Source organism: Pseudohaliea sp. (assembly GCF_054552115.1).
In genome coordinates, this window is the sequence record NZ_JBTOLW010000005.1 from 78,135 (window position 1) to 91,132 (window position 12,998).

Annotated in this window: 12 protein-coding genes; 8 read left to right on the plus strand and 4 right to left on the minus strand. The window is 67.1% G+C overall.

Going from position 1 to position 12,998, the window contains the following annotated elements; genetic code table 11:
• Together ACX93N_RS04245 and ACX93N_RS04250 are read left to right on the plus strand one after the other, a co-directional pair.
• Complete coding sequence (locus ACX93N_RS04245; protein WP_459427149.1) at positions 1-1,035, plus strand: NAD-dependent epimerase; 1,035 nt, start codon at positions 1-3, stop codon at positions 1,033-1,035.
• Positions 1,032-2,336, plus strand: a complete 1,305-nt coding sequence (locus ACX93N_RS04250; RefSeq protein WP_459427150.1) for a UDP-glucose dehydrogenase family protein — start codon at positions 1,032-1,034, stop codon at positions 2,334-2,336. Before ACX93N_RS04245 ends, ACX93N_RS04250 begins: the two co-directional genes overlap by 4 nt.
• On the opposite strand, the gene ACX93N_RS04255 is transcribed toward ACX93N_RS04250, so the two are convergent.
• Positions 2,333-3,106, minus strand: a complete 774-nt coding sequence (locus ACX93N_RS04255; protein ID WP_459427151.1) for an alpha/beta hydrolase — start codon at positions 3,104-3,106, stop codon at positions 2,333-2,335. The two genes, ACX93N_RS04250 and ACX93N_RS04255, sit on opposite strands and share 4 nt — an antisense overlap.
• Positions 3,107-3,420: 314 nt before the next feature.
• Between ACX93N_RS04255 and ACX93N_RS04260 the strand changes: the two genes are divergently transcribed.
• Complete coding sequence (locus ACX93N_RS04260) at positions 3,421-5,778, plus strand: putative bifunctional diguanylate cyclase/phosphodiesterase (RefSeq protein ID WP_459427152.1); 2,358 nt, start codon at positions 3,421-3,423, stop codon at positions 5,776-5,778.
• A 12-nt stretch (positions 5,779-5,790) separates the two neighbouring features.
• Here the strand turns inward: ACX93N_RS04260 and ACX93N_RS04265 are convergent, their stop codons facing one another.
• The gene (locus tag ACX93N_RS04265; protein WP_459427153.1) at positions 5,791-6,060 is read right to left on the minus strand and encodes a DUF3144 domain-containing protein; all 270 of its coding nucleotides are present in this window, start codon (positions 6,058-6,060) and stop codon (positions 5,791-5,793) included.
• Between the two features lie 124 nt (positions 6,061-6,184).
• Between ACX93N_RS04265 and ACX93N_RS04270 the strand changes: the two genes are divergently transcribed.
• Positions 6,185-7,102 carry a surface lipoprotein assembly modifier gene (locus ACX93N_RS04270; protein WP_459427154.1) on the plus strand — a complete coding sequence of 306 codons (918 nt, stop codon included), beginning with the start codon at positions 6,185-6,187 and terminating at the stop codon, positions 7,100-7,102.
• Between the two features lies 1 nt (position 7,103).
• Here the strand turns inward: ACX93N_RS04270 and ACX93N_RS04275 are convergent, their stop codons facing one another.
• Positions 7,104-9,005, minus strand: a complete 1,902-nt coding sequence (locus tag ACX93N_RS04275) for a S8 family serine peptidase (protein WP_459427155.1) — start codon at positions 9,003-9,005, stop codon at positions 7,104-7,106.
• A 132-nt stretch (positions 9,006-9,137) separates the two neighbouring features.
• Here ACX93N_RS04275 and ACX93N_RS04280 point away from each other — a divergent pair, with 132 nt between their 5' ends.
• Positions 9,138-9,641: an RNA polymerase sigma factor gene (locus tag ACX93N_RS04280; protein WP_459427156.1), complete on the plus strand. Its 504-nt coding sequence runs from the start codon at positions 9,138-9,140 to the stop codon at positions 9,639-9,641.
• 30 nt (positions 9,642-9,671) lie between these two features.
• A complete protein-coding gene (locus ACX93N_RS04285; RefSeq protein ID WP_459427157.1) occupies positions 9,672-10,388 on the plus strand; it encodes an anti-sigma factor family protein in 717 nt (238 codons plus the stop codon).
• A gap of 460 nt (positions 10,389-10,848) precedes the next feature.
• Here the strand turns inward: ACX93N_RS04285 and ACX93N_RS04290 are convergent, their stop codons facing one another.
• A complete protein-coding gene (locus ACX93N_RS04290; RefSeq protein WP_459427158.1) occupies positions 10,849-11,277 on the minus strand; it encodes a CBS domain-containing protein in 429 nt (142 codons plus the stop codon).
• Positions 11,278-11,409: 132 nt separating this feature from the next.
• Here ACX93N_RS04290 and ACX93N_RS04295 point away from each other — a divergent pair, with 132 nt between their 5' ends.
• Entirely contained in the window at positions 11,410-12,243 is an 834-nt protein-coding gene (locus tag ACX93N_RS04295; protein WP_459427159.1) for an SDR family oxidoreductase, read from the plus strand.
• A gap of 44 nt (positions 12,244-12,287) precedes the next feature.
• Complete coding sequence (locus ACX93N_RS04300; RefSeq protein ID WP_459427160.1) at positions 12,288-12,986, plus strand: hypothetical protein; 699 nt, start codon at positions 12,288-12,290, stop codon at positions 12,984-12,986.
• Positions 12,987-12,998: the final 12 nt, after the last annotated feature.

Below are 12,998 nucleotides of genomic sequence, written 5' to 3' on the forward strand. Positions count from 1 at the left end.
GTGAAGATTCTCGTCACCGGCATCGCCGGTTTCATCGGCTTCCACGTTGCCCGCGCCCTGCTGGCGCGGGGCGACCGCGTGATCGGTGTCGACAACCTGAACGACTACTACGATGTACAGCTCAAACGCGACCGGCTGGCGGCACTGAACCCGGGGGCGGGGGAACAGCTCGAGACGGTGGAGCTGGATATCGCCGACGCGGCGGCGCTGCGCTCGCTGGTGGCGGACGAAGGGCCGGACGCGGTAATCCACCTCGCCGCGCAGGCCGGCGTGCGCTATTCGCTCGAAAACCCACACGCCTACACGCACAGCAATATCAACGGATTTCTTTCCGTGCTCGAGGCCTGCCGTCATCATCCGGTCAAACACCTCGTGTACGCTTCGTCGAGCTCGGTCTACGGCCTCAACGCCCACCTGCCCTTCTCCGTGCACGACAACGTCGATCACCCGGTATCGCTCTATGCAGCCACCAAGAAGGCCAACGAACTCATGGCCCACAGCTATGCCCATCTCTACGGCATACCCACGACCGGACTGCGCTTCTTCACCGTCTACGGTCCCTGGGGCCGGCCCGACATGGCCTACTTCCTGTTCACCCGGGCCATTCTCGAGGGCAGCCCGATCAAGGTCTTCAACGGCGGTGAGATGGCGCGGGACTTTACCTATGTCGACGATATCGTCGAGGGCGTGGTGCGCGTGCTGGACCGCCCGGCCACCGCCGATCCCGACTGGTCCGCCGCGGCACCCGACCCCGGGCGCAGCTGCGCGCCCTACCGGGTCTTCAACATCGGCAACAATAGACCCGTCCGCCTCCTCGACTTCATCGAGACGATCGAGGCCGCGCTGGGTCGCGAGGCCGTGAAGGATTTCCAGCCCATGCAGCCCGGTGACGTGACCGCCACCTGCGCCGACATCGACGCCCTGGGCGCCTGGACCGGCTACCAGCCATCGACACCCCTGGCCGACGGCCTCTCGCACTTCGTCGCCTGGTACCGGGACTACTACGGACAGCCAGAGGACAGTAATACGCCATGAACGTCGTCATGATCGGTGCCGGCTACGTCGGCCTCGTCAGCGGTGCCTGTTTCGCGGAGTTCGGCGCCCGCGTCACCTGCGTGGACAAGTCGCCGGAGCGGATCGCCGCCCTGGAGCGCGGCGAGATACCCATTTACGAGCCCGGGCTGGGCGACCTGGTCGCCCGCAACATCGCGGGTGGCCGGCTTCACTTCAGCGGCGAGCTGGCCGGCCCGGTGGCAGAGGCGGACCTGGTGTTCATCGCCGTCGGCACGCCGGCACGCCGCGGCGACGGCCACGCGGACCTGCAGTACGTCTACGCCGCCGCCACCGAGCTCGCGGCTCACCTCGACGGCTACACGGTGATCATCGACAAGTCGACGGTACCCGTGGGCACCGCGCGGGAAGTACAGAGGCTGGTGCGCAAGGCCAACCCCGCGGCAGACTTCGACGTCGCCTCGAATCCCGAGTTCCTGCGCGAGGGCTCGGCCATCGGCGATTTCCTGCGCCCGGACCGGGTGGTGCTCGGAGTGGAGTCGGCGCGCGCCGAGGCGCTGCTGCGCGAGCTGTACCGGCCGCTGAACCTGATCGAGGCGCCGATCCTGGTCACGGACCTCGAGAGTGCCGAGCTCATCAAGTACGCCGCCAACGCCTTCCTCGCCACGAAGATCAGCTTCATCAACGAGATCAGCCAGCTCTGCGAGGCCACCGGCGCCGACGTGAACCTTGTCGCCAAGGGCATGGGCATGGACAGGCGCATCGGCCCGAAATTTCTCCACGCCGGGCCCGGTTATGGCGGTTCCTGCTTTCCCAAGGACACGCTCGCCCTGATCCGCATCGCCCAGGAGCACGGCGTTTCGAGCCGGATCGTGGAAGCGACGGTGGAGGTCAACGCCTCGCAGAAGGCGCGCATGGTCGCGAAGATACGCAGGGCCCTGGGCGGCAGCGAGGCCGACAAGCATATCGCCGTGCTCGGCCTGACCTTCAAGCCGGAAACCGATGACATGCGCGAAGCGCCGTCGCTGGCCATCCTCCCCGCGCTCGTGGACAAGGGCGCAAAGGTCGTCGCCCATGACCCGGAAGGCCTGGAGGAGGCGCGCGGCCTGCTGCCGGCTGCCGTGTCCTACGCCGGGACCATCGAGGAGGCTCTGACGGGCGCCGATGCCCTCGTGTTGCTGACCGAGTGGAACGAGTATCGGGGCCTGGACCTGGCTGACGTTCGCGCTCGCATGCGCGGGAACGTCTTCCTGGACCTGCGCAACGTCTACGAGCGCGAGCCCCTGGAAGCGGCGGGCTTTGCCTACACGGCCGTGGGCCGCTAGCAGCCGAGAAGCTCTCCGAGCTGCCGCTGCATACGCGCCAGGTCCGCCGGCGTGGACAGCCGGTGGTCTCCCCCCTTGACCAGGATGAGCGCCACATCGCCTTCCAGCGCCTCGAGGAGCGCCAGCGACTCACCCGGGGGCACACTCGCATCGGCGGTGCCGTGGATGATGCGGACGGGAACCGGCAGCGAGAGCCGCGACCCGTCGAGCAGGCAGTGCGCGCGCCCCTCGCGGAGCAGCGCTTCGCCGATCACATAGGGGCGCTCACCCGGATACTCGCTCGGCAGCTCGCAGGCACCCTCCGCGGCGAGCTGAGCCAGCCGCTCCCTGCCCAGCTGCCCGGGCAGCAGCCGCTCGGTGAAATCCGCTGCCGGCGCGAGCAGCAGGACGCCCGCGCAGCGCTCGGGCCGCCGCCGGGCGAGCAGTAGCGCCAGCCAGCCACCGAGAGATGATCCCACGAGCACCTGCGGTCCTTCGGCTACCGTGTCCAGCACCCGCGTGGCATCGTCCAGCCAGCCGCCGATGGTCCCGGCCACCAGCCGGCCGCCGGACTCGCCGTGGCCCCGGTAATCGAAGCGCGTGAAGGCGCGCCCCCGGTCGGCGCACCAGCGATCGAGGGCCGTGGCCTTGTTGCCCCGCATGTCGGAGTTGAAACCACCGAGGAACAGGACGCCGGGGCTACCACCGCGTCGCCGGCGAAAGGCGAGGGCCGCCCCATCGACGGCACTGAGAAATTGCGCGGGCTGCATCGGTTCCTCCTCCGCTGCCATGTACCGTTCTCCTTTCTGCGTTACCCGGTGGTCTGCTTATTGCCCAAGGGTCTGCTGGACGCTCGCAAAGCACCATGCTACTTTCAACGCAACCTGATACAAGGCACCCAAACGCTGAAACAAGGCAGCCACCAACTGCCGGCGAAGTGCCCCCCGGGAATTCGTGCAGGGACCACGAGGGGGTAAGCGCTCGCCGCGGCAGTAACACACTGTAACCGCAGTACCCTGAAAAACTGTTCCCGGGAATCGGGGGTAACAATGAGACACACCAACGCGCCCCGGCGCCGCACCAGGCCCGCCCAGGCCGCCGGCCGATGAGCTTGTCGATCTCCGGCAAGATCAACCTGCTGATTACGGCACTGGCGGTAACGGCCGGCGTCTGCCTCGTCCTCTTCATCGGCCAGCGCGAGTACGCCTACCAGCGTGACCAGCTGGTACTGCATGCGTCCACAGCAGTGTCGGGCCAGCCACACCTGCAGCTCACGCTCTACTTCCGCGAGCCGGCGGAGCTCGACAGTGCCCTCGAGCAATTCCTCGGCCTGTCGCCGGCGGTGCGCCACGCGGTGCTGCGGGACAGCGTCGGCGATGTGATCGCCCGGGCGGACCGGCCCTGGGCGGCGGACGCCATGCTGCCGCGGTTCAGCGATGCCCGCGCCGATCGCTCCCCGCTCGAGCAATCACTCTTCACCTATCACAGCCGGCTGGCCCCGCCAGGCTTCGATGCGGTCGCTGCCGTCACCGATGGCGAGACGGTCACCGAACTGATGCTGCCGATCACCTCCCTGGTGAACCCGACCGTGCCGGGCCTGTCCCGGGAGGATTTTGCCTTGACCCTGGCCAATCCTGACCGGGTAAACAGTATCTTTGTCAGCGGTTACATCGAGCTCGGGATCAGCAGCCTCATGCTGGTGGCGCAAACGGTGCCGGCCGTGACGCTGTCGGCAAGCTTCGGCCTGGCCGTCGTGCTGCTCTGTGCCCTCATCGCCCGCTTTACCACGCGTCGCATCACCCGCCCGCTCGGGGAGCTGGCGGCGGTCGCCGATGACATCGCCGCGGGCAAGCAGGCCAGGATGCTGAAGATTCGCGGCAGCGGCGAGATCAGCGATATCGCCAATGTCCTCAATACGGTCATCGCGGGCATGGAGGGCGAGAAGCAGCGCATGCACACGGATCGGCGGCTGCTGGCCATGAAAGTGGACGAACGCGATGCGCAGCTGACCGAGCGGCAGCAGGAACTGGACCGGGCAGTGAAACGGGTGAGCGAGACCCGGGACCGCTTGCGGCACCTGGCCTACTTCGACACCTTGACCTCCCTGCCCAACCGGCGCCTGTTCACCGAGCAGCTGTCGCTGCTCCTCAAGCTCGCCGCGCGCAACAAGGAACAGGTGGGCCTGATGCTGCTCGACCTCGACAACTTCAAGCGCGTGAACGATTCCCTGGGCCACCAGGCCGGAGACAAGCTGCTGCGGGAGGTGGGCGACCGGCTGGCGAGCAGCGTCCGCGAATCGGATGTCATCCATCGCAACGCCGACGAGGAGGCGCGCATGGACCTGTCCCGCATGGGGGGGGACGAATTCACCGTCGTCCTCAACCAGCTGGACCATGCCGAAGGCGCAAGCCGCGTAGCCGCGCGCCTCGCCCAGGCCATCGCGCGCCCCTTTTCGCTGCACGGCCAGGAGATCATCATCACGTGCTCCATCGGCATCGCCCTGGCGCCGGACCATGCGGAGGACGTGGAAGGCCTCCTGCGCGCAGCAGACACCGCCATGTTCAATGCCAAGAAGCAGGGGCGGAACCGCTACCTGTTCTATCGTGAGGACATGGAGGGGGCGAACCTCGAGCGCCTGAAGCTGGAAACGGAGTTGCGCAAGGCTCCGGAGCGCGACCAGCTGCTGCTCCATTACCAGCCGCAGGTGGACTCCCGTAGCGGCGAAGTCATCGGCGCCGAGTCCCTCGTGCGCTGGCAGCACCCCGAGTTCGGCATGGTCCCGCCCTTCCAATGGATCGATCTGGCCGAGGAGCTCGGCATCATCAACGAGATCGGAGAATGGGTCCTGCGCCGCGCCTGCACGGACCTGATGGCCCTGCGCCAGGAAGGGCTCGCCCTGCCCAGGGTCTCAGTGAATGTGTCGGCGCTTCAGTTCACCGACGGCTTCGTTGACCTCGTTGCCTTGATCCTCGAGGAAACCTCCCTGCCGCCGGAGGCGCTCGAAATCGAATTGACCGAGGGCATCATGATCGGCAGCCAGGACGGAGCGGTACGGATCGTCGAGGACCTGAAGGCCCTGGGCGTGCGCGTCTCCATCGATGATTTCGGCACCGGCTATTCGTCCCTCAGCTACCTCACCCGGCTGCCCCTCGACGAGTTGAAGATCGACCGCAGCTTCGTCCTCGGTCTCGCCCGGGGCGAGCGCAATGCCGAGCTGGTCCGCGGGATCATCGCCATGGCGAAGAGCCTGCACCTGGAACTCGTCGTCGAAGGGGTGGAAGACCCGGAAGAGCTCGCCTTTTTCCAGCGCGAGGGCGCCGATGTGATCCAGGGCTATCTGTTCAGCGCACCGGTGCCGCTGGAGAAGCTGCGCGCCCTGCTGGAGCCGGCCTACTTCGAGCGACAGATCGACCGCCTGACGCGCAAGCTCGCCAGCAGCGACCTTCAGCTCGAGCAGGCCTGAGGCGGCCGGCGACTACTGCTGCTGACCGCCCTGCGCCTGGCGCTGCTTCAGCGCCTGGATCTGCGTGAGGTTCTGCTTGTAGGCATCCGCGAGCTTCTCAATGCCCGATTCGGTCAGGCCACCCTCGTTCCCCGCCACGCTGTAGATCGCGTGAACGGCCGATGCCGACATGAGGGACCAGGAGACGACGTTGATCCCGATGCCCTCGTCCTTCATGGTGTTGGCGAGTTCGATAAAGCGTTCCATGCACGCCTGGTGCTGCTCGTGCTTGTCTTCGACCATGGGTTCCGTCTCCGTGGCATTTGTGAGGGCCGGAGTTTACCATTGTCTCCGCGCGGCTACCGGCCGCTTCGGCGAGACGCCGTCCCCGGCGCCCCGCTCTTCGGCTGAAGGAACCGACGCCCGCATGCCCACGCTTCGACGCCTCTCCCTGCTCGCGCTTGCCGTGCTCGCCACCGGAGCGGCGGCGCAGGAGGGAAAGGAACGCGCGCGGGAGTGGCACGGCGAGGTCGGTATTGGCGCCGAGTACGACACCAATGTCTCCGTGGACGAGGTGGACGTGACCTCCGGGGAGGCCGACTCCGCCTGGCTCGTGGATTTCGAACTCGGTCTCAACCAGCCCCTGGGCAAGCACAGTGACCTGAACCTCAACTACGACTTCAGCCAGGCAGGCTACGAACGCTTTTCCCGCGTCGACCGACAGACCCACATCCTGGGTGCGGACATCGGCACCGATCTGGGCAAGGCGAACACCGGCGTGTCCGCCTACTACATTAATTCGCGCCTCGATGGCGAGCCCTTTCTCGAGTACCTGCGCGTGTCGCCGTCGCTCTCCGGTTTCCTCGCCAGGAAGTGGTTTGCACGGGGCGCCTATGTCTACTCCGAGCGCACCATCGATGACCGCGCTGACCGGGATGCCACGACGCACTCGGGCGAGGTCGACCTCTACTACTTCCACCGCGGCCTTCGCAGCTATTTCAACTTCGGCTACCGCTACCGGGATGAGGACGCGACGGCTGCCCGCTTCGATTTCCGCTCCCACGGCCTGAAGCTGCGCTACATACGCCGCTTCGATCTTTTCGAGCGCCAGGCCAAGGTGGAACTCGCCTGGCGCTTCGAGGCCCGGCGCTACCTTTCGCCGACCCCGAGTATCGGCGAGGACCGGGAGGACGATCGATCACGCTGGAAACTCGACCTGGAAGTACCGCTGACACCTCGCCTCGCGCTCCAGACCTATGCCAGCTACGGGGACTACGATTCGAACCTTCCGCGGGCGGACTTCACCCAGACGATCGTCGGCGCGCGCCTTCGCTACGGCTGGTAGCTCAGTTCGCGGCGAGCGTCAGCAGCCCGTAGCCGTAGATGTCATCGCGCCCCGGGGGGCCCAGGTCGAGAGCGCTCCGATAGAGCAGGTCAATGATGTTTTCCGCCGGCTGGAGCTGGCGCAGGCGCGCCGCTGCGGTGACCGCAAAGGGCACCGCGAAGGAGGTGCCCGAGGATGCCGCGTACCCGCCGCCGGGGCGCGCGTGGCGCAGGTCGACCCCCGGCGCCGCGAGCGCCAGGTAGTCGCCCCGGTTGGCGAGGCGGAAGACGCGCTTGCCGGCATCGACGGCGGTGACGGCCACTACCGACCCGTACGCTGCCGGGTACATGGGCCTGGCCATCGGGCCGCCGTTGCCCGCGGCGGCCATGATCACCACGTCCTCACCGGCCGCCCGCTCGAGCGCCGCTTCCAGGAGCCTGTTCGGCGGGCCGGCGAGGCTGATGTTGATGACGTCCACGCCCGAGGACATGAGCCAGTCCACCGCGCGGATCAGGCTCACGGTGCTGGCAATTTCACCCTGGTCCCGGTCCAGTTCGAACACGGACGCCGCGTAGACCTCGGCCTTCGGCGCGAGGCCCAGGTAGTCCTCGGCGTTACCGGCAATGATGGACGCGATCGCCGTACCGTGCTCCGCGGGCATCTTTGCCCCGGGCCGCGCGAAGGAGCGGGTGCTGATACGCGAGTGGGCCAGGGCCGGGTGACTCAGGTCGACATCGCTGTCGATCATGCCGACACGCAACGCCAGGCTGTCGAGGTCTGCGGGCGGCGGCATGGCCGTCCGCGGCAGGACGCCGCTGCCCTCGGCTACGAGCGGGGCACCGGCAGTATAGATGTGATTGAGATCCACCTCGGCCCGGTCCTTGCCCACGACGTCGAGGACCCCCTGGCGTACCTCCGTGATATCGAAGCTCGAAGGCGCCGCGACTTCGGCAAGGCGCAGGCCCAGGCCCGGCAGTTCGGTGACCGTGTCGAAGAGGTAACCCTGCTCGTCCAGTTCCTCGAAGACCGCAGGCTCGGCCATGACCAGCCACTGTTCCTTGAGGATACGGTCCTCGTTGACTTCGAGGTGACTCTCGAGGTCCTCGACGATCTCGTCGATTTCCGTCTCGAGGCGTTCTTCGATGGCGGCGACCACCTGGGCCTCCACGTCCTCCTCGACGGCGCTTTCCACGGCGTTCTCGACGCCCGCTTCCACGTCGTCCTCGACGCTGGCAGCGACAGACTCCTCTACCGACGCCTCCACCGATTCCTCGACGCTGGCGGCGACGGATTCCTCCACCGACGCTTCCACCGATTCCTCGACGCTGGCGGCGACGGATTCCTCCACCGACGCTTCCACCGTTTCGGCAACGCTCTCCTCGACCGACTCCTCCACGGATTCTTCCACCGATGCCTCGACGGACTCCTCTACGGTGGCGGCTACCTCCTCCTCCACCGACTCCTCGACACTCTCCTCGACGGAGGCCTCAACGGTTTCCTCGACGGTTGCGGCCACCTCTTCCTCGACTGACTCCTCGACGGTCTCGGCCACGCTTTCCTCGATGGTTTCCTCGACCGTGTCATCCACCGACTGCTCGATGGTCTCCTCGATATCTTCCTCGATGTTCTCCTGGATATTCTGCTCGGTGACCTGCTCGACCTGGTCCTCGACCGCGTCCGCAACCTCTTCCTCGACAGCGTCCTCGACAGTCTCCTCGACGACCTCTTCTACCTGTTCCTCGACGTCATCCTCGATCTCCTCCTCAACCGGGTCGGGCCCGAGGTAGCCGCCCACGGGCAGCTGCGCCCGCGCGGAAACCGGTGTCAGTACAAGGAGCAACGCCAGGGCCAGCGCCAGCGCCGGGACAAGGGCTCGCGCTGACGGACGTACTGGGTTGAAGAAACGTTCCGGGTATCGATCCATGGTATGCACCTGCGGCGAGGTGAGGCCGCTCGGGCCGGGTATCCGCTACGTTGACGGACCGGGGGCAGATAAATTCCAGCCGGTGGAATAAACTGGCGCACCCGATCGTCGTCAGAGTGTAGCAGGGAAAGCATGTCGTCGCTCAACGCCAGGCAGCGCAATGATCTGATGGCCGAACTGCAGGGTCTCCGGCGCTTCTGCCTGTCGCTGACCGGCGCAGTGGCCGACGCGGACGACCTCCTGCAGGCAACGGTGGAGCGCATGCTGGAGAAAGGCATGCCGGAGGACGCCCACATGGCCAAGTGGGTCTACCGGGTCTGCAAGAACATCTGGATCGATGAAATACGCTCCAGGGAGGTCCGGCAGCGCTACACGCCGGCCGTGCAGGCGGGCACCGATGACACCGTGCCCTCTGCGGAAGTCCAGGCCGGCGGCGAGCGCAACCTGCGCGCCGTGAACGAAGCCTTGGGCCGGTTGCCGGACGAGCAGCGCCTGGCGCTGATGCTGGTGACGATCGACGGCAAGAGCTACGCCGAAGCGGCGGAGATCCTGCAGGTGCCCGTGGGAACGATCATGAGCCGGATCGCCCGGGCGCGGAAGAATTTGTTGACGGACAGCGCCCTGAGGGACCTATGACACCTCGCTGGGCATGACGGGATTGAGACGATGACAGACCGGGACTTCGAACTGCTGTCGCAGTACCTCGATGACGAGCTCGACAGCGCAGCACGCGCCGCCCTGGAGCAACGCCTGGCTGCGGAACCCGAGCTCGCCGACCTCCTCGCGCGCCTGCGCCGCCTCGACGGGCAGATCGCAGCCAGCGTCTGCGCCTCCGCCACGGACAGCGTCCCCGAACACGTCGCCGACCTGCTGCGCGAGGACGACAAGGTCGTACCGCTGTGCGCCCCGCTGCGCCGGGCCGCCTGGCCGGCGGCCCTCGCTGCCTCGGTCATCGCCGCCACCGCCCTGCTGCTGGTCCCCGGTGAGGACGGCCAACAGCCCCTGACCGGCAGCGACACGCTGCTCGCCGGCGCGCTGGAATCGGAGCCGTCACGTGCGGAAGGCTGGGTCATGCTGGCCGACGGCCGGGCCCTGCAGCCGGTGCTCACCTTCCCCAGCCGCGACGGCAGCTGGTGCCGGGAGTTCCTGCTCCGCGACGACAACCAGGACTGGCGCGGCGTCGCCTGCCGGGACGCGGGGAACTGGCAGACCCAGGTTGTCGCCCGGGAGACCTTCCTCGCCGCAGAGGAGGTCTACCGCCCCGCCGGTGCCGGTGACAACGACAAGGTTGCCGGCTTCATCACGCGCAACGCCGCCGATATCGCCCTGGGCGCCCGCGAGGAGCGGGCGCTCATCGCCAGCGACTGGCAGGACGCCCGCTAGCACCCGGCGCGGAACCAGTAGCCGCCCGCTTAGCAAAGATTCCCTACTCACCCCGGAATCGTGCGGTTGCCGCAGGTAGCTCTGTAGCTTGATCGGAAAGAAACGCGGGGCCCGCGGGCCCCGAGGACCGCGGACAGGAGCGCTAGCAAAAACTGCCCGGCGGTTCCCGCTGCCCGCAGCACCTTGACGCGTGCCGACGACCCATGTCGCCGCCGGACACACCGCGCGCGAGCAGCCTTGAGAGGATGAGGAGCACGCCCACCGCCCCGGAACGACCCTATGCTGGGACTATCCCGGACCCAATGGCTGGAAGGCGCTCCCTCATGAGGGTTTCACTCCACCCTTGTCTTGATGACGGGCAGCCGGGCGTCTTATTCCAGCAGCGGCAAAATTCCTGGTCGGGCCCGGCTTCCCGGACCGGCAAAGGGAGTGGATCCCGTGTTCGTGCAACGACATTTTCTCAGGCGGGTCGTTTCACCAGTTTGCGGCGGGAGTGCTCCATGAGCGCCCAGAGAACGTTGCTGGAACTGACCTGCCCGACCAGCTCACAGTCCTCGATCACGGGACGCCGGCGCTGCTTCGTGCGCAGCATGTCCTGCGCTACCTCGACGATGTTGTCCCCGGGGCGGCAGGAGTTGATGTCGGCGGTCATCGCCTCGTGGACGAAGGCCATTTCCGGGTCGCCATCGTTGTAGATCGCGGCGAGCACCGCCTCGATACAGTCGAGCTCCGATAGGACGCCAACCGGACGGCCGCTGTCGTCGACCACGGTTACCCCGGTCAGCTTGTACTCCACGAGGGTCTCGATGGCCTGCACGAGGTTGGCATCCCGGTGGATGGTCAGCGGCTTGCGGCGCATGCAGTCGGCAATCTTGGTCGGTTGCGGCATCGGCTGGCTCCTTGAGCGCTATTGGTAACGGCGACGTTAACGCCGCCGTGACGCCGAGTCCAGCATGGCGGGCAAGCAGCGCCGGGCATGCTATCGTTGCGCCTTGCCGCTCACCAGTCAGGAGGGAATGTCATGAGCAAGGGGTTCGATTTCAATGGTGCCGTCGTCTGGATCACCGGCGCCTCCTCGGGCATCGGCGAAGAGCTTGCGTGCCAGGCCGCGGCCCGGGGCGCGAAGCTGGTGCTCTCGGCCCGGCAGCAGCCCGAGCTCGAGCGCGTGCGCGATGCCTGCCTCGCAGCGGGCTCGCCCGAGGTCCTGGTGCTGCCCCTGGACGTGCTCGACTACGACGCCATGCCGGCAAAGACCCGCACGGTCGTCGACCATTTCGGCCGCATCGACCTGCTGGTCAACAACGCCGGCATCTCCCAGCGCTCCTTCTGCGTGGACACCGACTTCTCCGTCTACCGGCAGATGATGGAGATCAACGTGCTGGGGCAGATCGCCCTGACCCAGGCCGTGCTGCCGGTAATGCTCGAGCAGGGCAGCGGCCACATCGCGGTCACGTCCAGCGTCGCCGGCAAGGTCGGCGCGCCGATGCGCACAGGCTACTGTGCCGCCAAGCACGCGGTCATGGGCTTCTTTGATGCCCTGCGCACGGAAGTGGCCGCCGACGGCATTGCCGTTACCACCATCACGCCCGGGTTCATCCGCACCAACGTCGCCCGCAATGCCCTGACGGCGGATGGAACCCCCCTCGGTGAGGACGACGACGACATCGCCGGCGGCATGGCCGTGGCGGACTGCGTGCGGGAGATCGTCGTCGGCTTCGAGGCGGGGACGCCGGAAATCGCCGTCGGCGGCGAGATGGAGCTCGGGCTCCTCAAGCTCAAGCGGGAGAACCCGGAGCAGGCCTTCGACTTGCTGGCGCAGATGGCGGCCGATGCGCGGGCAAAGGCAGCAGGCTGAGGCGGACGGCTCGACAGGCTGACAGGACGGGCAAACCCCGCGCCGTGGGCCATACGCTCGGCCTGCGCTACCGCGCCGTCCTGTTCCTGCTCCTCACCCCCCTGCTCCTGGCAGGCTGCAGCGGTTATGAGCTGAAGAACATCGCGAAATCGGACATCGACCTGGTGACCGACGAATTCATCGATGAGACCCGCGCCCTGGTGCGCGAGCTGGCGGCAAAGCTCTATGCGCGCAACCCGGCGGAACTGCGCAAGGTGCCCGGCATGACCGTGGAGCGGCGCCTGCAACTGCTGAAGGATACACCGGGGCCGCTGAACTTCCCCGAACTCGGTGGGCGCGAGGGCATTGTCGCCCTGGAGGTGGTGTTCAACCCCGCTTTCGAGGGCGACCGGGTCTTCGCCCTCGTCGCGGGCCTGGGCGGCATGCTGCGCGAGGCCTATGGCTACAACACCGAGACCTACCTGCTCTCGGAGCCGCTGGAACCGGAGGCCCTGAAAACCAGCGCGCGGAATATCGAGATTCTGCTCTGGCGCCTGAAGAACACCCGCCGGGCCGACGGCCGTCCCTTCCTGGTCACGAGCGAGTACCGCGGCGTGACCGACAACCTGTCCTTTGAACGCCTCTTCGGCAAACTCATCGCCCTGCAGGACATGATGGCGCGCATCGCCGGGGACGCCGGGGACCGCCGCGTCACCCGGGCGGTGCACGCGGCGTCCTCCATGTTCATCCCCCTGCCGATCTAGCGTCCGGCGGTT